At 49.4% G+C, this 24,824-nt stretch carries 24 protein-coding genes and 1 pseudogene; 2 read left to right on the forward strand and 23 right to left on the reverse strand.

The annotated features are described in order from the left end of the window. Positions 1-619: 619 nt before the first annotated feature. The 4 genes from H7C19_RS35605 to H7C19_RS01415 all read right to left on the reverse strand — a co-directional run bounded on the left by H7C19_RS35605 (position 620) and on the right by H7C19_RS01415 (position 2,855). Complete coding sequence (locus H7C19_RS35605; RefSeq protein WP_185140994.1) at positions 620-700, reverse strand: helix-turn-helix domain-containing protein; 81 nt, start codon at positions 698-700, stop codon at positions 620-622. A 143-nt stretch (positions 701-843) separates the two neighbouring features. Next, positions 844-1,341 (reverse strand): GNAT family N-acetyltransferase, encoded by a 498-nt coding sequence (locus H7C19_RS01405; RefSeq protein ID WP_185140751.1) that lies wholly within the window; start codon positions 1,339-1,341, stop codon positions 844-846. Between the two features lie 141 nt (positions 1,342-1,482). Then, positions 1,483-1,917 (reverse strand): PaaI family thioesterase, encoded by a 435-nt coding sequence (locus tag H7C19_RS01410; protein ID WP_185140752.1) that lies wholly within the window; start codon positions 1,915-1,917, stop codon positions 1,483-1,485. Next, positions 1,914-2,855, reverse strand: a complete 942-nt coding sequence (locus H7C19_RS01415) for a DMT family transporter (protein WP_185140753.1) — start codon at positions 2,853-2,855, stop codon at positions 1,914-1,916. Before H7C19_RS01415 ends, H7C19_RS01410 begins: the two co-directional genes overlap by 4 nt. Positions 2,856-3,043: 188 nt before the next feature. Here H7C19_RS01415 and H7C19_RS01420 point away from each other — a divergent pair, with 188 nt between their 5' ends. Continuing rightward, a complete protein-coding gene (locus tag H7C19_RS01420) occupies positions 3,044-4,459 on the forward strand; it encodes an aminotransferase-like domain-containing protein (RefSeq protein WP_185140754.1) in 1,416 nt (471 codons plus the stop codon). Positions 4,460-4,747: 288 nt separating this feature from the next. Here the strand turns inward: H7C19_RS01420 and H7C19_RS01425 are convergent, their stop codons facing one another. From H7C19_RS01425 to H7C19_RS01515, 19 genes and pseudogenes are all read right to left on the reverse strand, one after another. After that, complete coding sequence (locus H7C19_RS01425) at positions 4,748-6,448, reverse strand: type 2 periplasmic-binding domain-containing protein (protein WP_185140755.1); 1,701 nt, start codon at positions 6,446-6,448, stop codon at positions 4,748-4,750. Between the two features lie 83 nt (positions 6,449-6,531). Next, positions 6,532-7,434 (reverse strand): carbohydrate ABC transporter permease, encoded by a 903-nt coding sequence (locus H7C19_RS01430; RefSeq protein ID WP_185140756.1) that lies wholly within the window; start codon positions 7,432-7,434, stop codon positions 6,532-6,534. A 17-nt stretch (positions 7,435-7,451) separates the two neighbouring features. Continuing rightward, entirely contained in the window at positions 7,452-8,375 is a 924-nt protein-coding gene (locus H7C19_RS01435) for an ABC transporter permease (protein WP_185140757.1), read from the reverse strand. Positions 8,376-8,482: 107 nt separating this feature from the next. Then, complete coding sequence (locus H7C19_RS01440; RefSeq protein ID WP_185140758.1) at positions 8,483-9,145, reverse strand: GntR family transcriptional regulator; 663 nt, start codon at positions 9,143-9,145, stop codon at positions 8,483-8,485. A 280-nt stretch (positions 9,146-9,425) separates the two neighbouring features. After that, positions 9,426-10,220, reverse strand: coding sequence for an alpha/beta fold hydrolase (locus tag H7C19_RS01445; RefSeq protein WP_185140759.1), 795 nt, complete (start codon positions 10,218-10,220; stop codon positions 9,426-9,428). A gap of 96 nt (positions 10,221-10,316) precedes the next feature. Then, positions 10,317-10,475: a hypothetical protein gene (locus H7C19_RS01450; RefSeq protein ID WP_185140760.1), complete on the reverse strand. Its 159-nt coding sequence runs from the start codon at positions 10,473-10,475 to the stop codon at positions 10,317-10,319. Between the two features lie 108 nt (positions 10,476-10,583). Next, entirely contained in the window at positions 10,584-11,180 is a 597-nt protein-coding gene (locus H7C19_RS01455) for a class I SAM-dependent methyltransferase (protein ID WP_185140761.1), read from the reverse strand. A 291-nt stretch (positions 11,181-11,471) separates the two neighbouring features. Further along, the gene (locus tag H7C19_RS01460) at positions 11,472-13,733 is read right to left on the reverse strand and encodes a glycoside hydrolase family 3 N-terminal domain-containing protein (protein ID WP_185140762.1); all 2,262 of its coding nucleotides are present in this window, start codon (positions 13,731-13,733) and stop codon (positions 11,472-11,474) included. A gap of 400 nt (positions 13,734-14,133) precedes the next feature. Then, on the reverse strand, positions 14,134-15,009 hold the full coding sequence (locus H7C19_RS01465; RefSeq protein ID WP_246469236.1) for an RNA polymerase sigma-70 factor: 876 nt from the start codon (positions 15,007-15,009) through the stop codon (positions 14,134-14,136). Beyond that, on the reverse strand, positions 14,987-16,306 hold the full coding sequence (locus H7C19_RS01470; protein ID WP_185140763.1) for a phytoene desaturase family protein: 1,320 nt from the start codon (positions 16,304-16,306) through the stop codon (positions 14,987-14,989). Before H7C19_RS01470 ends, H7C19_RS01465 begins: the two co-directional genes overlap by 23 nt. A 274-nt stretch (positions 16,307-16,580) precedes the next feature. Next, positions 16,581-17,315, reverse strand: coding sequence for a YheC/YheD family protein (locus tag H7C19_RS01475; protein WP_246469237.1), 735 nt, complete (start codon positions 17,313-17,315; stop codon positions 16,581-16,583). 289 nt (positions 17,316-17,604) lie between these two features. Continuing rightward, entirely contained in the window at positions 17,605-18,351 is a 747-nt protein-coding gene (gene map / locus H7C19_RS01480) for a type I methionyl aminopeptidase (RefSeq protein WP_185140764.1), read from the reverse strand. A gap of 5 nt (positions 18,352-18,356) precedes the next feature. Next, on the reverse strand, positions 18,357-18,959 hold the full coding sequence (locus H7C19_RS01485) for a TetR/AcrR family transcriptional regulator (RefSeq protein WP_185140765.1): 603 nt from the start codon (positions 18,957-18,959) through the stop codon (positions 18,357-18,359). Between the two features lie 907 nt (positions 18,960-19,866). After that, positions 19,867-20,352 carry a DinB family protein gene (locus H7C19_RS01490; protein WP_185140766.1) on the reverse strand — a complete coding sequence of 162 codons (486 nt, stop codon included), beginning with the start codon at positions 20,350-20,352 and terminating at the stop codon, positions 19,867-19,869. 278 nt (positions 20,353-20,630) lie between these two features. Beyond that, the gene (locus H7C19_RS01495) at positions 20,631-21,227 is read right to left on the reverse strand and encodes a class I SAM-dependent methyltransferase (RefSeq protein ID WP_185140767.1); all 597 of its coding nucleotides are present in this window, start codon (positions 21,225-21,227) and stop codon (positions 20,631-20,633) included. A 237-nt stretch (positions 21,228-21,464) separates the two neighbouring features. Continuing rightward, on the reverse strand, positions 21,465-21,815 hold the full coding sequence (locus H7C19_RS01500; protein ID WP_221468978.1) for a hypothetical protein: 351 nt from the start codon (positions 21,813-21,815) through the stop codon (positions 21,465-21,467). Between the two features lie 14 nt (positions 21,816-21,829). Continuing rightward, positions 21,830-22,870: an extracellular solute-binding protein gene (locus H7C19_RS01505; RefSeq protein WP_185140769.1), complete on the reverse strand. Its 1,041-nt coding sequence runs from the start codon at positions 22,868-22,870 to the stop codon at positions 21,830-21,832. Between the two features lie 119 nt (positions 22,871-22,989). After that, on the reverse strand, positions 22,990-23,871 hold the full coding sequence (locus H7C19_RS01510; protein WP_185140770.1) for a carbohydrate ABC transporter permease: 882 nt from the start codon (positions 23,869-23,871) through the stop codon (positions 22,990-22,992). A 12-nt stretch (positions 23,872-23,883) separates the two neighbouring features. Beyond that, positions 23,884-24,102, reverse strand: a pseudogene (locus H7C19_RS01515) (sugar ABC transporter permease); the annotation flags it as partial. A 91-nt stretch (positions 24,103-24,193) separates the two neighbouring features. Here H7C19_RS01515 and H7C19_RS01520 point away from each other — a divergent pair. Further along, positions 24,194-24,670, forward strand: a complete 477-nt coding sequence (locus H7C19_RS01520; protein WP_221468980.1) for a DeoR/GlpR family DNA-binding transcription regulator — start codon at positions 24,194-24,196, stop codon at positions 24,668-24,670. Positions 24,671-24,824 lie beyond the last annotated feature (154 nt).

Genomic DNA, 24,824 nt, shown 5'->3' on the forward strand with positions numbered 1-24,824 from the left:
CCTTGGCAGGCGATTTACGACCTTGTCTTAAGTCTTCGTCAGTATAACCCACCGTCTTGAAGTCGATGAACAGACCCGGGAACAGTTATTTCTCGGACTTTAGTCGAGGTCGATTTTGGCACAAATGAAACACCGAAATTGAGGAATGAGTTCAAGTTCTTAACATCCCTCGGGAATGGGATCAAGTTCTTGACATCGCCCAATGACAAGAACTTGATCCCGCAATTAAAAAAAGCCGCAATTATCGCGGCTTTCATGGTGAGATCCTGCGAATAAGCGAGTATTCTTGAGAAAACTACATTTTACCGAGGGGGCTGAACGAACTGAAAGGCATGAGAACCCCGAAGGGCAAGTCTCATGCCTTTCTGCCATGCGTCGTTATTCGCCTGCAGCGAAGCTGTCGATCGCCGCGAGCGGGAGATGGTCGGTTACAATTACAATGCGGCTATAATGCGCCAGCCGTACGATACCGCTCTCATCAATCAAAAGAGGTTGGGTACGAATCACCCGCCGCACTGAATTGGAGGAGCTATTCTAGGTCACAGAAGCGGTGCTGCTCTTTCTGGTATATTGGGTCAGTAAATCTTTTTCCCAAGTAGAGGAGGTATCCGCCGATGACTCACCAGCTTCCTGTCTCCACCCACCCCTGCCGCTGAAAACGCTGCAGCGTGCGGCTCACGACTTCACGGGCGGTGCCGATCTCGGAGACAAGCTACCAAGACTGATTGGCTGTAGTGACATTCCAACAGGCAGAGTTACTCGGGAAATACTGGCAATAGGTACACATTCTTGTCCTCCGACAGCTAGATTCTTCTCCCGTTAAAACTAGAACGCCTACGTCGATCATATTGTCTTCGTATTCACTAGTTCCAAATCCATAAACACATCCGCTCTTACATAGGGCATGGGGCCGATCTGCTCGACAGGAACGTGCTTGAATCCAACCGATTCATAAAGATGAACGGCGTTCGGCAGCTTGGTGCTGCTGCCCAAGAACAGCGAAGTTGCGCCAAGCCCACGTGCGTGGTTAATGGCGGCATGAATGATCTTCCGTCCGTATCCGCGTCCCCGCAACTCGGGTGTAACGCTCATCTTTGAGAGCTCGAACACGCCAGCCCCAGTCGGAACGAGTGCAACGCATCCGACGATCGAATCGCCATCGCGCGCGATGAGTACGTCTCCTCCTCTGTTCATGATGTTCTCCACCGGGTTATCTAGGATGACCCGGTCCGCCTCTTCGATGGTGAAGATTCGGGCGATCCATTCCTCGTTAAGTGTTTTGAAGGCCAGAGCTTCTTCGTGCGTCTGCATCGAAGTGATCGTGAGCACTGTTTCATGCATGCTATGTTTCCTCCTCATTTTAACCTGCCGTTATTTGTTAGTATTCCATTACATCGTCGCCTGCTGCACCCGTCCTGTCATCAAATATACAACGAGTCATTGAAGTCATCGCCGCTCGTTTCATGGGTATGTCCTGCGGACCTACCTGCCTTGCGCCTTATCACCCCTTAATGTCATACAAGTGCTTGAGGCATGCGCGATGAGTTTACCGTTCTCGTCAGTAATATTGCATTGGATGAACCCGATTGTTTGTCCTCGCTTATACAGCGTAGCATGGGCCTTTATTTTGGCGTTCCACACAGGTCTAAAAAAGTTTACTTTCATCTCGATCGTAGTGAAGGTTTCGTTTTTTTGCAAGGTAGATCCGTAGGCAATTCCCATGGCCATGTCGGCAAGAATGCCGATGATACCGCCGTTGCATGTACCTTGCGGATTCGCATGTTGTTCCGAAGCCTGCATTTCATACGTGGCCTCGCCCTCTTCTACGCTAATTAGCTTCAGTCCCATAAGGCGCTCAACGGGAGACTGCTTCAATTCTCCGTTCAGCACTTTCCGATAATGATCAAGAATGGTCATTTTGCATATTCACCTGCATCTTTCCTCTGTCTCTGAATCAAATTATTAATCGCCAGCGAGATGATCACGATGAAGGTCCCTGCCAACTGTAACCTTCCGACATCAACACCCTGGAGAGCACTGATCGTGACTGTCGTAACAGGGACGATGTTCATAAATAGCATGCCGTTCTCCGGCTTCAACATTTTATTGCCGACGTTCCATGTGAACACGGCAAGTACGCCTGCAATCAGGATCATATACAGCAGTTCCGACCCTACTCTTCCGATCCTCTCCGCGCTTGGCATCGTCAAGGCTCCGAAAACCGTTGCCGACAGCACTATTAAAATATTCATCAAGGATCCGAAGCATGTTGTCAGAGCGGTGTAGCGAAGCGGCGACCAGCCTACAAATTGACTGCCACCCATCGTATAAATGACCCAGCATAGAGCGCCGAGCATAATCAGCAGACTGGCGCCAATGTGCTCTTTGATTTGAACGATTAGGGAGGGATCTCCATTCGTTATGACCAGCAGTGCGCCTGAAAGCGCAATGAAAATTGAAATAAATGTAGATAGATTGGGTTTACTTTTATGCACAGCCCAATTTACGCATGTCGTCATTAGTGGCATTAATGCCATGATAACGGAGGCAATGATTGCGCCTGACGGTCCGCTGAGCTTTTGTCCGACAAAGGTAAGAAAGCCGAATCCCGAAAACCCTACAGCGCCAAAAAATAATAACTTCCATGATTCCCCCTCCAATCGGAGAACGTTCTTCCCTTCGAAAACGATCAGCATTCCCAAAAGTATGAGGCCAGCCCATATGTAGCGAATCGTCGTGAAATAGAACGGATCGAGAACCTTCAAGGCAACTTGCATGACGGGAAACATGCCTCCCCACGCCAGCACAGGAATCAAACAATAGGTAATACCCGTTAATAAAGTGTTTCTGTTCATTCTTAAAACCTTCTTTCATGAGCTATGTGGATTTTCCGAGAGAATTGATCAGCCCCCCTTTTCTCCATCATAAACGAAGGTGAATAGAACAGATCGATCGGACCAGAACAGAAGGATGGAACTTCCTATATAATAGAGACACACACACAAGTGCGTATTTCGGGTGAATGGGTCTGGGGGTAAAACATATGAAAAAAACAGTTATTTCAAGCAGATATGCAAGCAAACTGTATGAACAAATCTATGACTATATTCTGGATCGAATCCGTCGCGGAGAATGGAAGCCGCATGAGAAGCTTCCCTCCATCCGCTCGCTTGCGATGGAATTCAATGTGCATCGACTAACGGTCTATAAAGCCTATCAGCTACTGAAGGAAAATCGGATCGTAGAAGCGAAGGACAAATCCGGCTATTATGTGAGACCGAACGGCAGTCTTCCTGCGGATTTGCTGCATGATCCGATCATTTCTGCTTACGTGCATGAAAGCCATCTTTCTGAAATCCATCAGGTGCAAGCCGAATATGTACTGTCAAAATCGCTGCTCGACCCGAACCTGCTCCCTAATCTTTATTTTTCGGAATATGTGAAGCAAGTGTTCGATTTATATCCCAAAATGCTCGGCACTTACTTTACCGTGCAAGGAGACCAGGAGCTGCGGGATGCGTTGTGCCGTTACTTTACCGATTGCCACCGGTTTCACTTGTCTTCAGACGAATTATTGATCACTTGCGGATCGCAGGAGGCCATGGATTTGGTTGCCAGAGCACTGGTCAAGCCTAGAGATGTCGTTATGTTGGAGCGTCCTACTTACAGCACGGCGATTGATATTTTCAGAAGACAAGGCGCAGCTATCGTTCCGGTCGAGATCCACCCGTACGGCTACGATCTGGAGCAGGTGGAGAAGCTGATGCAAGCCTACAAGCCGCGGCTGTTTTATCTAAATCCCACCTTTCAAAGTCCAACAGGCTATATCGTACCCGCTGAACAAAGGAAAAGGCTCGTTGAGCTTGCCGAGAGGTATCAATGTCTGCTATTAGAGGACGATCCTTACCGCGACATTTATTTTGGCGAAGAGCCGCCACTGCCTCTTTTTGCTTACGATACGGTAGGATGGGTCATTTATCTTCGCAGCTTCAGCAAATATATCGCTCCCGGCCTCGGCATCGCCATCGTTGCGTGCCGCCCTGCCATCATGAACTACCTGATAAAAGCCAAATTGTTGTCGGACAGCGGGACGCCTTTGGTGAATCAGAAAATTTTTCTGCATTATTTTTTTACCGAGCGGCTGCAGCAGCATATAGAGAAGCTTCGCATTGCGCTTGCGGTCCGCAAGGATATCGTAGAACAGGAATTGTCCGCTACCGACTGGAAATGGAACTCCCCTGCAGGCGGATTCAACTTATGGGTGAAGCTTCCGGAAACGGTGGAGATTGAACGTTTACTCAGTACATGCATCAAGCAATCAATTACCTTTGTGCCCGGAGCGATTTGCGATCCGCTCAAGGAGTACAAATCATGGATACGCCTCAGCTATTCCTATCTGAATGAGCAGCTATTGAGAGAAGGCATCCAGAAGCTTGTCGAATTGGCAGACGGGGTTTGAAAGGATGAAAAAATACCACTTCCGGCCTCGCGTTTGCCCAAAGCAAAAAGAGCGAGCGCTCGTGGAAAAATGACCGCGAACCTCGCTCTTTTCTTTTGCTATATCGATGGCTATTTTGTAACTATGACCGCAGTCGATGGTCTCATGCACTTCTATCATTTTTTTATCCAAATACTTTAGGAGCCCCAGCTCGTCCGCCGGTCCCTTCGCGATCGGTTCTGGTTAGAAGGACCGCTGACAGAGCAAAGGCCGTAGAACGCCTAATGTTCAGTCAGCGGACCGAGTTGCTTATTTCAACGAGGACAAGAATTCAACGGTTTTCGCGTCGGACCGGTACGCGGAAGTATCGAAAGGCGCCGTCATCGCGTCCTGCGCGATTTTCAGATAGCTGTCCAAATCCAGCTTCTTGAAGCCGTCTAGGTACTCCTGCCAGTTTTTATCCACCGACTTGTTGCCGAGAATGAACTGCGCCGTCCACTGCTTCATGTACTGTTCGATGTTTGTTTTGAGCAGCGCGAATTTCTGGTTCTGCGCATCGTCCATGTAGATCGCGCCAGGGTAAACCTGCTGCGGCTGATGTCCCGCGTAGTTCTTCATCGTTTCGAGCAGCAGCAGCGATTCCAGGCCTTCCGACGTAAACGGAGATGCCGCTTTGACAAAGCCGTTTCGCCATACGATGTCTTGGAAGATCGGGCCCATTTGGTTCCAGCCCTCATTCTGCTTCGCGCCGGAGGAATAGAACTTATCGGACTGTGTAATGAACAGCGCCTGTTCGCCGCTAAGGCCTTTCACGCCGTTTTCCGCTTTCGTCCAATACTTGCCTTCCGGTCCGAAATTCATCATTTGCGTACCTTCCGGCGTATAGATAAAGTCAACGAGCTTGATCAGCCTGACGATTTGTTCTTCCGAAGCCTTGTTCGTGACGGCAAAGGTCAGCGATCTTGGGCTGTTGCCGCTGAACGCCGCATATTGCACGCCGTCCGGACCTTTAAGCGGCGGAACGGTGACCCAGTTCTTGTAATTCGGACTGTTCATATCGAGGAAAGCGCCGCTGTAGAGCGAAGGAATGACGCCGGCTTTGCCTTGAGCCGCCAATTGCTTCACGATATCGCTCTTCTGGCTGAGCGCCTGTTTATCAAGCAGCCCCTTGCTGTACAATTCGTTTAGATAGGCAAGCCCCTTCTTCCAGCCGTCGAGCGTCGGCGCATACTGCACCTTGCCGTCCTGAACGTCGAAGTAGTCGGAAGCGCTGTCATACGTGAATGCGTTCATGAGGTAAGGAATGGGGTCGAAGCCGTCGGACGAGCCGGTGTACGGCGTTATGCCATTGTCCTTAAACACCTGCAGCACATGCTCGAACTCATCCGTCGTCGTCGGCATTTGCAAATTGAATTTGTCCAACAGGCTCTTGTCGATCCATGCCTTGTTCCCCCAGAAGCAGTGCCAGCAGGTGTTATAGCTTGGCAATCCGTAGATATTGCCGTCCGGCGCCGTAATAGCTGCCTTCAACCCGGGAGCGGATTCGATGGCCTTTGTCAGGTTGGGCGCATATTCGTCGATGTATTTGTTCAGCGGCACGATAATGCCTTGCTTGGAGTATTTCAGAATATCGGACGGCGTGAAGTTTCCGCTCCAGAACACATCCGGGTAGTCGCCGCTCGAGAGCTGCAAGGATTGCTTCGTCGCCGCGTCGCTCGAAGGCGCAATGTTGAACGTAACATCCAGCTTGTACGTATCTTTGACGTATTTCGTGAACCAGTTCGTCTTCAAATCGATAACATCGCCGCTCGGCACAGCGAAGAAGGATACCTTCACGACTTTTTCCTGATCGACTGCGGCGGGTTTTCCGGCATTCGAATTCGTCTCGGATGTGCCGTTCGACGCTTGGCCTCCGCTGTTATCGCCGCCGTTATTCGATGAACATGCGGAAACCATCAATAGGACGCTGATAAGAAATGCCGCAACCACGAGCTTGCTGATACGAAGCATAAACACCCCTCCTGAATAGTCTTGGGCACAACATGTATCATTGGATGACGCCGCTTGAAACGATGAAGCTCCTGACGGTGGCGCTATTCTTTGATCGCCCCGACCATCACCCCCTGCACGAAATACTTTTGAATAAACGGATACAGTATGAGTACGGGAATGCTCGAAATGACGATGATCGAGTATTTCAGCAGCGTTCGCATGTCTTCGAAATGCTTCAGTTGTTCCGCGCTGAGCGTCATCGAGTTCGTATCCACGTTGTTATTGACTAGAATCTCGCGGAGCACGAGCTGCAGCGGATACATGCCTGCGTCGTTCAGAAAGATTAACGCGTTGAAGTAAGAGTTCCAGTTGCCGACGGCGGACCACAGGAACAGCACCGCGATCACCGGCTTCGACAGCGCCAGCACCACTTTCACCAGAAAGCCGGCGTCCGAGCAGCCATCGATTTGCGCCGCTTCATAGAGATCGTTCGGTATCGAAGATTGGAAAAACGATTTGGCCACGATGACCGAGTAGATGCTCAGCGCTCCCGGAAGTATCATCGCCCAGACCGTACCGAGCAAATGCAAATTGCGTACGACCAAGTAATACGGAATGAGTCCGCCGCTGAACAGCATCGCGAACAGCAGCAGCCAGACAAAAATGTTTCTTCCGGCAAACGTCTTCCTCGAGATCGGGTACGCCATCATAATGGTAAGCGCGACGCTGAGCGTCGAACCTGCCCCGGTGTAGATAATGGAGTTCAAGTAACCGGTCCAAATTTGGTGATACTTGAACACCGCCGCATAACCGTAAAGCGTCGGGTCGACAGGCAGAAACCACACTTTACCGCCCATGACGGCGGCAGACGAACTGAACGACGAACTGATGATATAAATAATCGGGTAAGCGACGGCTATCGTAATAAAACCCAGTGCCGCGTAGACGAACGTAAGGAGCAGCCGATCTCCCCAGGATTCTCGAATGCGAATGGCTTGGTTCACTTCTGTTCCCCCTTCTATCAGAACAAGCTGGCGTCGGAATATTTTCTGGCTAACAGGTTGGTGGCGAAGACAAGGACGAACCCGACAACGGAGTTGAATAAACCGACTGCCACCGCAAAGCTGAAGTTCGTATTCACGAGGCCGATCTTATACACGTAAGTGGAGATGACCTCGGAAGCGTTCAAATTGAGCGTGTTTTGCAGCAGAAACACTTTCTCGAAGCCGACGCTGAGCAGACCGCCTACGGAGAGAATGAGAAGGATGATAATGGTCGGGCGGATGGACGGCAAATCGATATAGATGATTCGCTGCAGCCGTGATGCTCCGTCGATCTTGGAGGCTTCGTGCAACTCGGGGTTGATGTTTGCGAGCGAAGCCAGATAGATGACGGCGCCGTATCCCGTTTCCTGCCAGACGCCTGACCATGCATACAAGGAGGAGAACGCTTTCTCCTGTCCCAAAATATCGTAGATTTGATTCATGCCGAGAAGATGGGCGAATTGCCCGTAAATGCCGGTGCTTGGAGAGAGGACGATGTTGAGGATACCGACGAGTACGACCATGGAGATAAAATATGGCGCATAGGTCGTCATTTGAACGACTTTCTTAAACCGCCGGCTGGGCACTTCATTCAGAGCGAGCGCCAGGAATATGGCAGAAGGCGTCCCGATCAGCAGCGCATAGACGCTGAGAATCAGGGTGTTGCGGATCACCGGCCAGAAGAACGGCGAGGTGAAGAACATGTTGAATTGCTTGCCGCCTACCCAGGGGCTCCCCCAGATGCCTTTAACGGGACTAAATTCCTTAAACGCGATTTGAACGCCAAGCATCGGAACATAGTTGAACGTAAGCAGGAAGATAGTCGGCAGCAGCACGATGAGATACAGCTGCCAGTGCCTGAGCACTCTTCGTTTCAAAGTAGCGGTACCCGGTTTCACCATTCAGGTAGTCCCTCCTCTTGTATGTAAGCGCTATTATTTTTTTGAAATCAAATATCATACACGATATATAATATACACAGGAATTTATAAAAAAAACCGGCCCAACTTTAGTTGAAATTGGCAACAAGTCTTTCATAGGAGTTATGCAGATGCTGCCGCATCGCCGTCACCGCTCCTTCCGTATTGTACGCAAGCAAATGATTGACGATGCTTCGATGTTCCGCCTTCTCCGCTTCCAGATCGATCTTGTAATGATGCAAATTCAAATAACGGTGGATCCGTTCGATCAACGAACTCACCATCTGCTGAAGATTGAAATTATCCGCATAGAGCAAAAGCGTGCCGTGAAGTCCCTCGTTCATTTGCCGGATTTCGTTCTCTTTTTCCTCGCTATTCTCCTCAGCCGCGGCCTCATTGGCGCGCTCAAGCTCTTGCAAAATCTGCTGAAGTCGTTCCTTCGTAATACGAGGCGCCGCTTTACGAATCGCAAGTTCCTCCAGCTGCGTGCGAATCTCGAATATTTCGTTAATGTCTTTCAAGCTCATCTCGGCAACAAACATGCCCTTAAATGGAATAATCGTCACGAAGCCTTCGGAGGCCAAGCGAAATAAAGACTCCCGGATCGGAATGTTGCTGACTCCTAGCTCTCTGGCCAGCTTGTCGATATTGATCTTCTCGCCGGCCGGCATGACATGGGATAAGATTTGCTGCTTCAACAGGGCATACAGCTCGTCGGTCAACACATAGCGGTTTAGTTGCTTCTTTGACATCTCTGATCATCCTATCCTCGTGTAGTTACGTTATGACCAAAGTATATCATGCATGATTAACTTGTTATGTAAAAAATAAATAGCACTGGAAGCTTGGTATCTCTTGCTGCGGCAAACCGGCGGAATCTTCTTTGCGTAGGTATCCTTGCCCGAGTTCGCAATGTCCGTCCCCGACAATAAAATGTATCATATACAATCGTTCCCTTCATCAACAGAGTAACGCAGAAAAAAAGCCAGGATTAAATTCCTGACTTTGTTTGTTTTCTGGCCCTCCATTAATTTACATGGAGAAAAAATCAGTCAAAACGGGAGCGAGGTAATCCGGAGCCACGTTATGATCCTGGCCACCCAGGATGTGGGAATTTGCATTAGGGAGACTGTCCACGAGCGCTTTCACCGCATTTTGCTGGTACACAGGACTTGTTCCTCCACCCACCACGAGCGTAGGGATCGAGACGGAAGACCACCGCTCGGCTGGCAATGGGTTGCCCGACATGGTGTCACCCATGATGGTGCCATCATAGACCAATGTGTGCGCTACATATTCCATCGCCGGCCAGAATGGCGCGCTTCGCATCGGAGAAACGAAATCGGCAGGAACGCCTGCTGCCTTTGTCAAGAAATACTCGACTGCGTCGCCTCTGCTGCCGGACGTTAGCAGCTCTTTGAGCTGCTTTAAGTAACCCTTCGGCAGCGGAGGACGCGTATTGTCAACGATGAACGGTGGCTCGTACAATGCCAGCTTCGCGATAGCAAGCTTGCGAGCCACTTCGAGGGCAAGGACTCCACCGGAAGACATGCCGAATACGAATGCCGATCCGCCAGCTTCGTTGATGAGAGCTTCGATATCTTCGACTTCGCGCTCAACCGCGTACGGCGCCGTATCGCCGCTATCCCCTCGACCCCGACGATCGTAGTTGAACACGCTAAAGTGGGGTGACAGAAGCGAAGCAAGCTGCGACATCATCGGATCCGAACGAGTTTGAAATGCAGCGCATACCAGAATGACCGCCGGTCCATTCCCGGATTTATCAAAAGCAATGGCGGTTCCGTCTTTCGAAATTACTTTTTTCATTGTATTTGCCTCCAAAGATTTGGGAATTACTACTGGACGACCATTATCCGCCTTTCTTGGTTGCTAGCTTTTTACCGGTACCCTCACTATACAGCATTACGTTACGTAAGGATCAAGCCTTTCTTCCAAAAAATGCTGTTGATTATAATCAATACGTCCGATGGTATTCGGAGGTTCGAAGGAATTACCGCCTTCGACTATGTTGGTGCTTTTGTGTCTTTTGACGACAATGTAGGCACGTTTGTGCATTTCCATGTGATACAAATCTCCCTACAAAAAAAATAAAAAGCCTGATATATCAAGCTTTTCTAAATATACTTATGTAGGCACTTTTGTGTCCTTAGACACCTGCTGCGTCGACTTTCACTTTCTTTTCAAAACGACAAGGTTGCCCTTCATTCCTTCTTCGCTATAGCCTTTGCCGACCGTCATCTGGATCGGCAGCACCGGGCCACGTTTAAAATACCGGCCGAAGTGCAGGTCCACCGATTGTTCGGTCATTAAGACAAAATGTCCTTCTTCTGCCTTCTCGCGACAGCCTCTGAGCAGCATCACCCCGCCGGGTTTGAGCACCCGCGCGACTTCCTCCGCAAATCGCCCCCGATTTTCTTCAGCGATAATGTGAAAACATCCGCGATCATTGACCATATCCACGCACCGGTTTTCCAACGGCAAATTCAAGGCATCGCCCTGACGCCAATCCACCTGAACCTCCGCCTTGTTTGCCCGTTCTCTGGCGATGTTCAAGGCAGCGGCACTCAGATCGACGCCGATTACGCGATATCCCCGCTGGGCAAGAAAAATGGCTTCGCTGCCAGCGCCGCAGCCCACATCCAAAGCGGTAATGTTAGGGGGGAAGTCCATGGAAGCCACGAACGCGACCAATTCTTGAGACGGGTACGGGAGATCCCAGTAGTCTCGAAAGTTTCCGCTGGTATACACTTCATCCCACTCTCTCATTCTGTAAACCTCCGTTCGTTAGAATTTGACGTTTACATTTCCTTGCCCATCTTCCGCATATCCTCCTGCTTTATTCCACAACCTACTCGCACTTTCCTGCCCGTTTCTCCACTCTCATTATGGAATTATTCGACGGACGGATTTAAGTGTGAGTTAAGATGAATTGATTGATTCCGCGCTTGTTACCCGTTAGTAAATGGAGTTCTTTCATCTTTGTTCTCCTCAATCGGCAATAGGAACATTTACACACAACGTCTGCGATGGCTTTGCCCAACTAAACATAACCGTACTCTACTCCGTTATCACAGGCAATACGCCGCCGGCCTCTAATCGGCCGAGCAACACATTGATTCCGGCTGCCGTATTAGGCTCCTGCTTTCCGTAAACCGCTAGCCCCGAGCGCACGTTCTGCAAATAGATCGTCTCGTACGGGTTGCCGAGCGATAGCAGCACGTATCGCTTACTACGCCTGTTCATCTCTTCGATCAAGGTTTGAAAATCGGCCCAGCCGAACTGACTGGCCGCGTTCCGGAATTGGTAAGAGGCCAGGATGACGTAATCCGCCTTATCAATCGCCTGAAGCGCCTCATTCGTTTTTCCTTTACCGATTAGGGCGATTTCCGTCTTCAGCGATAGGCTCTTTGCGGCTTGAGTTAACTGCTTCTCAAGCTGCTTCACCTGCTCCTCCTCGGCTGCGGCAATAACGACCCGGTCGCCTTGATGAATTTGATCCGGATGCGCGCCGTCACGGCCGGCCAATAAGGTGGCAGCTCGCTCTGCGATTTCCCTCTCTACCATGCGATGCTTCTCGGATCCGATAACATCGTTAAGCGCGGCCAGCTTATGCGCGAGGCTTTCGCCGCGGTCAAACAAACCATATTTCGATTTGAGCTCCAATATGCGTTTCACCGACGCATGAACGGTTTCGATCGGGATAGTCCCGCTCTTAACCGCGTTCACCAGCGTTTGATGTGCGGCTGCCGGATCTTTCGGCATGAGAATGATATCGACGCCTGCGGAGACTGCACGTTCCACCGCTTTATTTTCCCCAAAATGCTCCGCGATCGCATTCATGGTGAAGGCATCGGATATGATGACGCCTTTATATCCCAACTCTCCCCGAAGCAGTCCCGTCAGCACCTTCTTGGACAACGTAGCAGGAATCGGCACGCTGCTACCGTCCTTGAGCGAAGTGACATGTTCGTTATCTACCGCAGGAAAAGCAATATGTGCGGTCATGATCATCTCTATCCCGTTATCGATTGCGGCCCGGAACGGTTTTAGTTCGACCGCATCGAGCCGGTCGCGATTATGCGTCAGCACCGGCATTCCCAGATGGGAGTCTGTCGTCGTGTCGCCATGCCCTGGAAAATGCTTCACTGCCGCGATGACTCCCGATTGCCGCAGTCCTTTTATGGATGCGAGACCAAGCCGCGTTACCAAATCCGCATTCGAGCCAAACGAACGTATTCCGATGATCGGGTTGTCCGGATTGCTGTTAATGTCGAGCACCGGCGCAAAATTGACCTGAAGTCCGAGCGCCTTCAGCTCCTCCCCTGTCAGCTGTCCGGCCGCTTCGGCTAGCGCTGCGTCACCGGTTGCGCCAAGCGCCATTTGACCGGGCAGATTCGTCCCGCCGGGAATTCGCTTAATAACGCCTCCCTCTTGGTCGATGCCAAGAAACAGCGGAATGTCGCCTGCTTCCGCTTGCAGATCATGCGTTAACGTTGTGACCTGCCTCGCGTTTACAATATTTTTGTCAAAAAGAATAAGTCCGCCTAAATCTTGATCATGGATGCTGCGTTTGATTCCTTCATTGACGGTCGTTGTCACATGACCGTTCCATTGCCTAATGTCAGGCATTAGCATTTGGCCGACTTGTTCGCTGACGGTCATATATGACATCAACTTATCCCAATCGTGTGCTTGAATGGCGACCTCGCGTTCGAAGCGAATGACTCGCGCCATAAATACGGCAAATTCCGCACGCGTGACAGATCGATCCGGACGATAGGTGCCATCCGAATATCCGCCGATCAATCCGTTGGAGCTCATAATGAGAATAGGCGCTGCCGCCCAATGCTTAGCTGTATCCGTCAATCTTACGGTTTGCTGCCCTTTCACGAGTGAATAGGCGCGTGTAAGGAAAGCCGCAGTTTCGGCACGGCTCATCGGTGCATCCGGATGGAAGGTGCCGTCTGGAAATCCGCCGGTCAGCCCATGTTTTGCCGCTATCGCGATTTCACGATAAAAAGGATGGGTTGACGGCACATCCGAATAGGGCATGCCTTCCACTTTCTGCTGCAGCTCCTGCGAGTAGAGCTCCCGCACCATGAAAGTGACGGCTTGCGCCCTTGTTACATGCCTCTCGGGCATAAACATCCCATTGCCGTATCCGGCTACCGTTCCGCGCTTCGCCATATAGGTGATGCCGTCTTCTGCCCACTTTGAATGCTGCAGATCGGTAAACCGTTCTTCCGCAGCCGCACTTCCTGCCCATACGAGCAAAGAACCGAGAACGGCCCCGAATATGGTCATCTGTTTTACAATCATCTGTTTCACTCCTGTTGCTTTTCTATGTATGATGAATAGACGCTCTTCTGGTACTCAATTGTTGCGTGGCACAGCAAAAAAAGACCACCCCTGGTCGCTGCTGCTATCACCCTATGCCATTATAAACCCATGAGAACGTCATGACAGGCGGTAAAAAATACATATCTGAACCAAGCGGTTCTAGGATGGCTTGATTGAATTCCAGTCCTGTTCGGTAACCAACCGGATGCTCAACATAATATGAACGGCCGCGCTGACAGCTCTGGGCCAATCATGCTTTACTTATACACATTTCCACTGCCTTCTCACAATTCCTACTCAGTAGTGCAATAAAAAAGGACGCTCCCACGCCTTCGCTTGGGCTACATCCTTCATTAAATTCCCTTTTTTACCCACAGCCTTACTTCATACGATTAAAATGGGACAGTTTCTCCGGATTCATCACGGTATAAATGTTAGTTAGCTGATCCTGCAAATATTGAAACGTAATCACTGCGTAAATCATCTCTCCGACGACTAACCGTATTCCCGGCATGCCGTTGATTTCACAAGTTTCATATCGAGTTTCTGCCGGAATCTCATGCGTAATACCGACGAAGTAACGAATAATTCTGTCCGAACCCATTATTGGGCGGAGTGCCGCTTTTACCTTGCCGCCTCCATCCGTGTAAAGTACGGTATCCGAAGATAAAAGTTCAATGAGCAATCCGATATTCCCGGTCACCAACGCTTCGGCAAATCGTTCAGCTAATGCAGTTTTTTTCTCCATGACTTCCGGGCTCCGATCAGGCAATTGACCGATACCTTTCTTCGCCCGATGGAAAATTTGCCGGCAATTTGCCGTGCTTTTGTCGACGATCTCGGCAATTTCATCAAAACGATAATGAAACACTTCATGCAGCAGGAATACAATCCGTTCCGTCGCGGAAAGCTGCTGCAACAATAATAACCCGGCAGTAGAAATGGATTCTTTCCAAACCATTCCCGCAAGCGGATCGTTCTTCTGAAGCTCCCCGGTATCAACAGGCTCCGGCAACCATGAACCGACATATGCTTCTCGGTTTCGGCTCGATGATCGAATGAAATCTACACAACGATTGTGAATAGACTTGCACAAATAGGATTTGACATCACGCACTTGCTGCGGCGGTTTCTCTTCCCACGACAGGAACACTTCGTGAACAATATCTTCCGCATCAGTGATGCTTCCCAAAGTATGATACGCTAACGACAAGAGCAATGGTTTTAAATCGCTATATAGTTTTCCCCTCTCCAACGCGCAGTTCTCCCCCTCTCGAACGATTGTCGGCAATAATCGCTTGAGCCGCTCGTTTGGCACTGGCAAACGACGCATCTGCCAATAGTTCTCCATGCCCCGTCCAATCTCCTGCTACATACAGTCCGTGTATTTCCGGAATCGCCGGACCGTGATTAACACCGCTTTTATCCACCCTGTTGAAATCATGGGCGACCGTTAAATTCGGCAAAAACTGCCTGGTTTTTTCCTCTTTTCGCCATCCTGGTTGAACGAGATCCATTGCTTTTTCCAACTGCAACAGGTCCGATTCAGGTTGGCTTTCATTCGTTCCAAGATGCTTGATCAGGTGGATGACGACTGAGCCGTCACCGCTAAACTTCGCAACAGTAGACGGGAAGTTATAGAAGAGCGGTTGATCCAGCCAAAATCCTGCTATAAAGTTGGAACCTCTATCAGGCAGATGATGCAAAACGAGATCGAGACATGCAGCGCGGATCGGTTTTGCGGCGACTTTCCACTTGGCAATTGATGTGCTATTCGCGTTTTTGACCAAATCGTACGCCTCCTTCGGGCCAGTAGCGATCACGACATGAGGAGTTTCGAACACATCGCCGTCTGTACACCGGATACGTCGAACGGTCCCGTCATGTTCAACTTCCACCGCTTTTTTCTGCCGAATAATCGTGACGCCTGCGCGGATGGCCCGCTCTCTTAAATCGTCGACTAGCGCTCCCCATCCCCCGTCGATATAGAAAGCTTTTCCGCCAAACGTTTGTTGGAGCTGCCGCACGGCCGGACCTGCGAGATGAAGTTCAGGGTGAGGAACGAAAGAGTTTGCCCGACTCACCGAATAAACAACGTGCCTTAGCATCGGATGCCGAATTTCCCGTTCCGCCCACTCCTTCAAACTGATCTGCCCGATCTGCTTCGGATCCATCTTGCCCAACTTGAGCAATAGACGGGTAAGCTCCATCTTTTCCGAGAATGAAAACAGCTTGGATGCGATCAGTTCCAATGGTTTTGATGGCAACGTATAGACCCGGTTATTCCACATAGCCCCCGCCGAGGCTGGCGGGTAGGCGCCTTTCAGCTTCACGCCTAATTCGCGCAAAATCGCCTCCCCTGCCCCGTCCCGATATAACGCATGCACGCCCAAATTAAGCGATGCTCCGCTTTTTTGGACGGTAAGCGCACGACCGCCAAGATGATTAGCTTTTTCCAATACCAATACGGATAGATCAGCCCTTGCCAAATAAATCGATGCGGTTAATCCGGCAAGACCGCCGCCAATAATCACGGCATCATACAGTTCCATGTTGGCCACCTCACTTTTTTACGAACAAGACGTTTCCAGGGAGTAAAACGTGACACTTTCAAAAGAAAAAATCATCAAACTTCGGATCTAGGTTATGATAGCATCCTGACAGTCAAACCATATGAAGGAAGGATTGTCGCCTAACGATGGTCGCGCCGGATAAGAGTGCAAGTTTTTGTCTGGACATTTGGACTAGAACTTGCACCGTTAAAATGAAAAACCCGCGCACCGCGCGGATCCTAATGAATGTATGTTCTTGTCTTCCGACACAACTTCAAAATTTTGAATACCTCAAAATCTTTCTATACATTGTTTTGTCTTTAAGCGTGTTAAAAATACTCCTATCTGGACCCGTATTAATCTCTAGAATCCATGGCTTCCAATTTGAATCAATTGCAATATCGACTCCAAAAGCTTTTTTTCTTCTATAACTTTCTCGAAGAACAATACTCGCTTTTCTCCCTAATGTTTTAATCCTCTTTATAAAGTTTGCCCTCGCGGCTCTACTGAGATGAGATTGGAGTAAAATGTCTATGGGCAATGGTGTGCCTCCACTGTGAAAATTAGTCACGATCTTGCCCGGTTTAGCTAACCGCCCAATGATACCTGTCGTTTCGAGTTGTCCTTTTCTGTTCTTTTGCACCATAACCCTTATATCAAATGAGCGTCCATCATGCTTCAACAGATGAATACCTTTTTGAACAACATATTTGTTTTTATATAGGAACTTGTCGAGAGAACTGCATAATGCATCAAATGTATGATATTTTCTTGAGGTAGTGCCGCTTCTTAAAACGAATCCATTTTTGGTTTTAGTTATCTTATATATTCCGCGACCTCCGGTGCCCTCGTCTGGTTTTAAGTAGAGTGAGTCATACTTCATGATCATTTTATAGATATTTGATTTTGTTGCTGCTTTTGTGTCAGGTAATAATGTTTTTATATGGCTATATTTTCGCATGAAATGATGTTTACCTAATTTTCCCATTTTGTATTTTACTTTTTTCAATGTATCTACCTCCTACATATTTATAGACGTAGCAACTCACGTGTTTATTTTATATTGGCGGAAGGAAAAAGGAGCGGCCTTTACCTACGTCATCCCCAATATAGGTATCCGCATAGTACGATTTACGCGAGTTCGATGAGCATAACCAGGGATAGATCCGAAGCCATTCAAGAAAAAAACAAAAATCGGCCCATTCACAACATGCGAACAGTGGCCGATTTTTTACTTGAAATCTGGAAGAGGAAAACACCGCTTAAAATCAAATTTGAACCAATAAAAGGATTGAATTCTATTGTGCGGTCAATATAATCGGGCCATCCGCAGTAATGGCGATCGTATGCTCGTACTGTGCGGAAAGCGAGCCGTCAGCGGTTCTGGCGGTCCATCCGTCGGCATCAACCGTCATTAACGCTTTTCCGGCATTTAACATCGGCTCGATCGTAAAAACCATCCCTTCCTTCAAGCGGAACCCTTTGCCCGGATTCCCGACGTGGGGATAATTAGGTTCCTCGTGCATCTCCCTACCTACGCCATGACCGAGCAGATCGAGCACCACCGAGAATCCGTTACGCTCGGCATGGGTTTGAACCGCGTGCATCACATCGCCGATCCGGTTTCCGACGACAGCTTTTTCGATACCAAGATATAAGCATTCCTTCGTTACCCGCATCAGATGACGGGCTTCTTCCGACACCTCGCCGACCGCGTAACACCAAGCTGAATCGCCGATCCAGCCATCCGCTTCCGCGACGATGTCGATTTTGACGATGTCGCCTTCCTTGAGCGGCTTCCGGCTCGGAAATCCATGCGCAATGACGTCGTTGACAGACGCACATGTCGCAAACGGATAGCCGTTGTAGCCTATCGTATAAGCCTTGGCGCCATTCTCCTTCAGGAACCGCACCGCGAACGACTCGATATCGAGCGTCGTGACACCCGGCCGGATCATACCTGAGATTGCTTGATGAAAAGCAGCGACAATTCGGCCGGCTTTTCTCATTTCTTCAATTTCTGCTCTCGATTTCAGGATGACCATTCCATTCATTTCTCCTTTGACCGTATGCCTGAAAAAATCATATCGACGATCCCATCCGCATCCAACTCGTTACGCATATTGTGGTGGATGTTCAATGCTGCGTAGCCAACAAGCGAGCCAAATATCAGATTAGCTGTTTTCTCTGGTGATTTGGAACCGATCCCTTCACGAATCATCTCCACAAACGGCAAATAGATCCGTTCCTGAAAATCGGCAAACAACTTGATGAACCGGTTTCCCGGGAAGTGATGAAAATTATCCGCAACCGTTTTAAGCAAAATAAATACGGAAGGATCCTGGATGCACTTCCGCAGGAGCAGCCTGGAGAACGACTCAGCTTGAAGCAAACTGCCGCCGTCCCCCGTCAAAGCGGGCAGTACTGCCGACTCCGTTCGATTCAGGGCATCCCACAGTAAATCTTCCAAAAGCATGATCTTATTTTTGTAGTAATGATACACGGTTCCGTAGCCGAGCTCTGCCTTGACCGCAACATCGCGTATTTCCAATTGAATGCCCTTCTCCAAATAGGCTTCCGCAGCCGCTTGCATAATTTGGTTCATCCGCATCTCCCGGATCGCGTCATTCTGTTCTTTGGTACGTGGTGACATGGCTCCTCCTTTTTTTAGACCTGCGGTAATGTCAATGTAAAATTAATATACGTCATTTGGAAGTTAGGATCAAGTACTTCGATTCGCCTGTTTTTTCGGATAAAGCTTTCTCCAGCAAAGGAAAAGAGTCGGAAAAAACCGCGAGACAATTTATGTCTCACGTTTTCCGTTTAAGCAGGGGTTATTTGTGACACGCCAATGAAGATTTCCTCGGATTTATTGTATCCCCCTTCACCTCACTATAAAACCGCTCTATCATTAGTAGCGTATGCTTCCAATAAACATATGCATATCATAAATGTTTCCAACCCCTATTGGAGCGGAATCTTAAAAATCTCACTCTTATTTCTGTTCTGTCCTGTATTACAAAATCATTTGCCAACAGACATGTTCTGGCGTCGTTAAAGCTTTTTCCTACATCGATTAATGGAGTGCATGGTTCGGAACTTCCTGTGATTGAGAATTGAGTGATCCTAAAATGGCGATCGTGGAATAAATTAACAGAATCGATTCCTGTGCCGCGACGACGTTTACGACGTTTCCGACCTTTACATATAAATGATGGAACAGACAGCATTGATTTTCCAATTCGAGTACTATTCATGTTTCTAGTCTTTACGAATTTATTCCGTTTCTTTTCGTGGCACTTTCCTCCACATCCACACGAACATGACATTCTGATACACCTTCTTAATCAAAAAAATTATGGTGTATCATATGTAATAGATTGATCAAGTGCGTGTACAAGTATCACGTTATTCAAATTTGACAAGAATGAGATAATGTTCTTGTCATCCGACAGGTACATCGGTTGACAAGAATTTGTACCGATTACCAATATCGCAAGACGAATTGTCCGATAAAAACAAGAATGGCTGCCGTGTGGCAGCCATTCTGTTACTCAACTCTAAAGCGCCGATTCAGTCCAATTGTCCTGTAGCTTGCGGATATAGACGACTTGGCCGATATGATACGCGTTATGGGTGGCCACGTTGGCGACGACCTGCCACCACTGAACCGGCTCGTCGAAGCCGTCCACGCGCTGCTCCAGATTGTCGGGGGTAAGCTCCTCCTGCCAGCGCAGCAGCACCCTTAGTAGAGCTTCTCTCAAGGTTTTGAAATCCCGGCCCTCCGGCACGACGAAGCTGTCGTCGTTACTCGCGATCGGTGGCACGGCATCGAGCCGGGACGCCCGGCAGCGCTCCTGCCAGGTCTCGTTCCAGTAAAGCAGATGTTGCGCGATCTCCGCGATACTGTTGCCGTTCGCATCCGGCTTCCGAAAGGCGTCTTCCTCGGACAGCCCTTCGGTCGCCTGCCTGAAAGGCGTATACCAGCTCGGATCGTCGGCATTGGCAAGCAGCTGGTCCGCCAGCACTTCCTTCGCATGAGCCATAAGCACACCCTCCTCTTCGATTTTTTCAGATCGTACGGTACGATCACCTAATACTGGGCGCCTATCGTTATCCGTCGCAGCTTAATACTGCGGTGTCATTCGGTTAAAACAATCCCCGACGAATGAGATTAGCCGTCACGTGGTCTTTGTTTAACCGTTCCGTCCGATTGAAGACCAACGGTATGACGACGACCCGCTGCTAGGATATCTTTAGGCCTCTGTTGAGCTCCCATATCAGAAAGTTATGCGTACAAATTCTTGTCATCCGACATCGACTTTCACTTCCTTTTCAAAACGACCAGGTTGCCCTTCATTCCTTCTTCGCTATAGCCTTTTCCGACCGTCATCTGGATCGGCAGCACCGGGCCACGTTTAAAATACCTGCCGAAGTGCCGGTCCACCGATTGTTCGGTCATTAAGACAAAATGTCCTTCTTCTGCCTTCTCGCGACAGCCTCTGAGCAGCATCACCCCGCCGGGTTTGAGCACCCGCGCGACTTCCTCCGCAAATCGCCCTCGATTTTCTTCAGCGATAACGTGAAAACATCCGCGATCATTGACCATATCCACGCACCGGTTTTCCAACGGCAAATTCAAGGCATCGCCCTGACGCCAATCCACCCGAACCTCCGCCTTGTTTGCCCGTTCCCTGGCGATGTTCAAGGCAGCGGCACTCAGATCGACGCCGATTACGCGATATCCCCGCTGGGCAAGAAAAATGGCTTCGCTGCCAGCGCCGCAGCCCACATCCAAAGCGGTAATGTTAGGGGGAAGGTCCATCGAAGCCACGAAAGCGACCAATTCTTGAGACGGGTACGGGAGATCCCAGTAGTCTCGAAAGTTTCCGCTGGTATACACTTCATCCCACTCTCTCATTCTGTAAACCTCCATTCGTTAGAATTTGACGTTTACATTTCCTTGCCCATCTTCCACATATCCTCCTGCTGTATTCCACAGCCCACTCGCACTTTCCTGCCCGTTTCTCCACTCTCATTATGGAATTATTCGACATTAGACTGACCTGTAGACACATGGATAAAGATATATAAACCCCTGTAAAATAAAGGAGCTTACCTGTGCCATGGCGACGAAGGCAAGCTCCAAGTTACCTATTTACTTCTGTTGATACCGTTCGTAGGCCGTCTTATACACGCCTACATATTTGTCCAGGCCCATTTTCTTCAGTTTGCTCACATAATTGTCCCATTCGGAGAAGGGTACTTTGCCTGTCACGAATTTGGTCTTCATTTCTTCCATGTACGTGTTGATGTCGCCTCCGGATGTGGTCAGGACATCGTTCTCCGCCGCATTAAAGGTGAACGGCGACCAGATCGTTTTCGGCACGAACGGTTCCACCTTCTTCGTCGCATCCAGCGACGCTTGCGTACCCTCCGAGCCTTTAAAAAACTGCTTGCGGACGATTCCCGCGTAGCCGCCTCCCGGCCAGGTCAAAAACTTGCTCACCGCTTGGTCGAAGTTCAGGCCATCCTTCGGATTTTTGATGCTGTCGATATAATCGAACGTTCCGTCCGATTTCTTTTCATAGGTCGTGCCTTCGAAGCCCATGAAAAACATTTTCTGCCTTCGTCGCTGTACAGATGGTCGATCCAGCGGACGAGCGTTTCCGGATTTTTGGCTTTGTCGGTCAGAATGAACGCGCCCGACCATAGAATCGGCGAGCCAACCGAGACGTACAAAGGGTCGCCGCTAGTTCCTTTGATGGCGGGGACGCCGATATAGCCGTCCAAGTTGAATACCTTTTTGGGGTCCTGGGAGAAGACGGCGAACATGTTTCCTTTGGAGCCTTCCGCAATCAGCTTGGCAAAATCGCCGTCAAAAAGGTTTGACCAAAGCAGTTTCTCATTGTACAGCTTATTGATGTATTGTAGGATTTCTTTGTATTCCGGGGCCGTCGGGATAAACCGGATGTCGTTCGTTTTGGGATCGATGTCAATGTTCGGGTTGCTCAATCCTCGATTATACAGCCCCCATGCCCCCGCCAAATAACTGATTAGCGGATCGATAGCGCCGAAGCCGGAGAAAGCAATCGTATTGCCGCCGCCGGCAGGGTCCTTCTCCTTTATCGTTTTCAGCATATTGTAGAAATCATCCGCCGTTTTAGGTTCCGGAATGCCGAGTTGGTCCAGCCACTGCTTTTTCAACCAGATTCTTCTGCCCATGCGGACGGACATATAGTCAGGTTCAACGACCGTCGGGAACGAATAAATATTGCCGTCCGCCATCGTATATCCTTTCTTGATGTCCGGGTTCTCATCAAACAGTTTTTTGACGTTTGGCGCGTATTTGTCGATAAGATCGTTCAGCTTAAGAAATACGCCCTCGCCGCCGTATTTCAGCATATCCGCAGGCGTGATCGCGCTCCCGGCTCCGTAAAACGCATCGGGATAATCCCCTCCGGCCAACGTAATATTCAGCTTTTCGGATAAATTCTGGAATGGAATTTGCGGCTCCCATTGAATATGTACGTTGGTCATCTTCTCGTATTCTTTCCATAGCATAACGCTATTCCAATCGGAGGCTGCTGCCCTCCCTTAGCGAGATAGCTTTTGCAAAGCCATTGATCATGTCAGCTTGTTTTGGAGATCCTTATTGACGCGAATGGTCCGGCTTCCGTCCCTTATCCTTTGATAGCCCCGATAAGTATGCCTTTGACAAAATATTTTTGCAAAAACGGATACAACAGGAAAATGGGCAGATTGGCAATGATAATAACCGCGTATTTGATGCTTTCCGAGCTCATCAGCAGCTTGGCGAACGATTCCTGACTGTTCTCCATCATCTTCTGCATTTGGCTCTGAATCAAGATTTCTCGCAGGATCAGCTGCAGCGGGAATTGGCTACGGCGGGACAGGAAGATTAACGCATTAAAGTAGGCATTCCAATGATCGACGCTGTAAAACAGGACCATGACCGCAAGTATCGGCGCCGACAAAGGAATAACGACACGGATCAGTATGCCAAGATTGGAGCAGCCGTCAATGGACGCGGCCTCATGTACCTCGACCGGTACGTTCTGCTGGAAAAACGTACGCATGATGATAATGTTCCATACCGCCACGGCGCCAAGCACGATCATGACCGCAAACGTGTTCAGCATGCTCAGCTGCTTAATTAACAAATAAGTGGGAATGAGTCCCCCGCTGAAAAATAAAGTGAAGATGAACATGGCCATGATGGCGTTGCGGCCTTTGAAGTCTCTTCGCGATAGCGGGTACGCCGCCAAGACGGTCATGACGAGGTTCAAGGCGGTTCCGACAACCGTATAAAGGATCGTATTGCCGTAGCCGGTCAAGATGTCTTTGTTTTTGAACACAAGGTCATATCCCTGCAAGGTCAATTGCTTCGGAATCAAAAATACTTTTCCGTTCAGAACCGCCTCCGGATTGCTGATCGAGGCAATCAGGACAAAGTACATCGGGTACAGCACGATCAACAGAATGAAAATCAGAAGGAAGGAATTCACAAAGTTGAATAGTCGGTCTCCCCGGTTCGTCGCCATAGTCACCCTCATTTACCAAAGAGATATACTCGCCGATTTTTTGGCGATTGCGTTGACCGCTACAAGAATGACAAAATTGATTACGGAATTGAACAAGCCGACGGCAGCGGAGAAGCTGAACTGCGATCCGACAATTCCGCTGCGGTATACAAACGTGGCAATGACGTCCGATGCTTCCAGGTTTAATTGGTTTTGCATCAGGAACACCTTCTCGAATCTAACCGTCTGCACAAATCGTTTGAAACCTCTGGAACGAACCTCGTTGATCATGAGGGCCAGAACGATCGGGATCGGAAAAGCCACGACCAACTGATAAAGCCCGATGCCAATCGTATTTTTGATCAGCCTCCTGCAAATCGCCAAGGGCTTGAAGCATCACAAAAATTTGATCGTCGTCACCAACTCGATTATTACCGCCTACGAGCTCGGCCGAAATCCCTACATCAAAACCATTCTGCTCGGCGGCTACTACAATCCCGACACCAACGCCGTCTTCGGCCACCACGCCATTCAGCAGTTGAACGACTACAAGCTCGACAAGCTGTTTCTTTCCATCGATGGGATCAGCGCCTCCGACGGCGTGACTTCGGAGCATCCGTACGAAACCGAAATTTGCCGGGCGATGATCAAGAACGCCGCAGAGGTGATCGTAACGGCCGACTTCAGCAAGGTCGGCGTCTCCCGCTTCATCCAGATCGCTTCGCTTGACGAGATCGACATGCTGATTACCGATGACAAAGCGCCCGCCGACGAAATCAAGATTATCGAGAAGAGAGGCGTCAAGGTTGTTTTGGTGTAACGAGGGTACCTATCAGGAGGAGGAATGGCAATGGAGCTGGCCGAAATCGTTCAATCGTATTTGGAGAAAAAAGTGAAATACGTTTTTTTGACTTAAACAGCTGGGTTCATAGGCAAGACGAGCAGTTTAATCCGGTACTGACGATCGAAGCGCT

This window comes from Cohnella nanjingensis (assembly GCF_014212125.1).
In the GTDB taxonomy this organism is placed as follows: Bacteria; Bacillota; Bacilli; order Paenibacillales; family Paenibacillaceae; genus Cohnella; species Cohnella nanjingensis.

Coding starts and splice junctions, on each gene's coding strand:
- H7C19_RS01505 (WP_185140769.1), bottom strand. CDS start 22,870: ATGCTATGGAAAGAATACGAGAAGATGACCAACGTACATATTCAATGG.
- H7C19_RS01435 (WP_185140757.1), bottom strand. CDS start 8,375: ATGGTGAAACCGGGTACCGCTACTTTGAAACGAAGAGTGCTCAGGCAC.
- H7C19_RS01495 (WP_185140767.1), bottom strand. CDS start 21,227: ATGAGAGAGTGGGATGAAGTGTATACCAGCGGAAACTTTCGAGACTAC.
- H7C19_RS01460 (WP_185140762.1), bottom strand. CDS start 13,733: ATGATTGTAAAACAGATGACCATATTCGGGGCCGTTCTCGGTTCTTTG.
- H7C19_RS01490 (WP_185140766.1), bottom strand. CDS start 20,352: ATGGCTCATGCGAAGGAAGTGCTGGCGGACCAGCTGCTTGCCAATGCC.
- H7C19_RS01425 (WP_185140755.1), bottom strand. CDS start 6,448: ATGCTTCGTATCAGCAAGCTCGTGGTTGCGGCATTTCTTATCAGCGTC.
- H7C19_RS01520 (WP_221468980.1), top strand. CDS start 24,194: ATGCCAATCGTATTTTTGATCAGCCTCCTGCAAATCGCCAAGGGCTTG.
- H7C19_RS01455 (WP_185140761.1), bottom strand. CDS start 11,180: ATGAGAGAGTGGGATGAAGTGTATACCAGCGGAAACTTTCGAGACTAC.
- H7C19_RS01410 (WP_185140752.1), bottom strand. CDS start 1,917: ATGACCATTCTTGATCATTATCGGAAAGTGCTGAACGGAGAATTGAAG.
- H7C19_RS01510 (WP_185140770.1), bottom strand. CDS start 23,871: ATGGCGACGAACCGGGGAGACCGACTATTCAACTTTGTGAATTCCTTC.
- H7C19_RS01415 (WP_185140753.1), bottom strand. CDS start 2,855: ATGAACAGAAACACTTTATTAACGGGTATTACCTATTGTTTGATTCCT.
- H7C19_RS01405 (WP_185140751.1), bottom strand. CDS start 1,341: ATGCATGAAACAGTGCTCACGATCACTTCGATGCAGACGCACGAAGAA.
- H7C19_RS01420 (WP_185140754.1), top strand. CDS start 3,044: ATGAAAAAAACAGTTATTTCAAGCAGATATGCAAGCAAACTGTATGAA.
- H7C19_RS01470 (WP_185140763.1), bottom strand. CDS start 16,306: ATGGAACTGTATGATGCCGTGATTATTGGCGGCGGTCTTGCCGGATTA.
- map (WP_185140764.1), bottom strand. CDS start 18,351: ATGGTCATCCTGAAATCGAGAGCAGAAATTGAAGAAATGAGAAAAGCC.
- H7C19_RS01485 (WP_185140765.1), bottom strand. CDS start 18,959: ATGTCACCACGTACCAAAGAACAGAATGACGCGATCCGGGAGATGCGG.
- H7C19_RS01450 (WP_185140760.1), bottom strand. CDS start 10,475: ATGGAAATGCACAAACGTGCCTACATTGTCGTCAAAAGACACAAAAGC.
- H7C19_RS01445 (WP_185140759.1), bottom strand. CDS start 10,220: ATGAAAAAAGTAATTTCGAAAGACGGAACCGCCATTGCTTTTGATAAA.
- H7C19_RS01440 (WP_185140758.1), bottom strand. CDS start 9,145: ATGTCAAAGAAGCAACTAAACCGCTATGTGTTGACCGACGAGCTGTAT.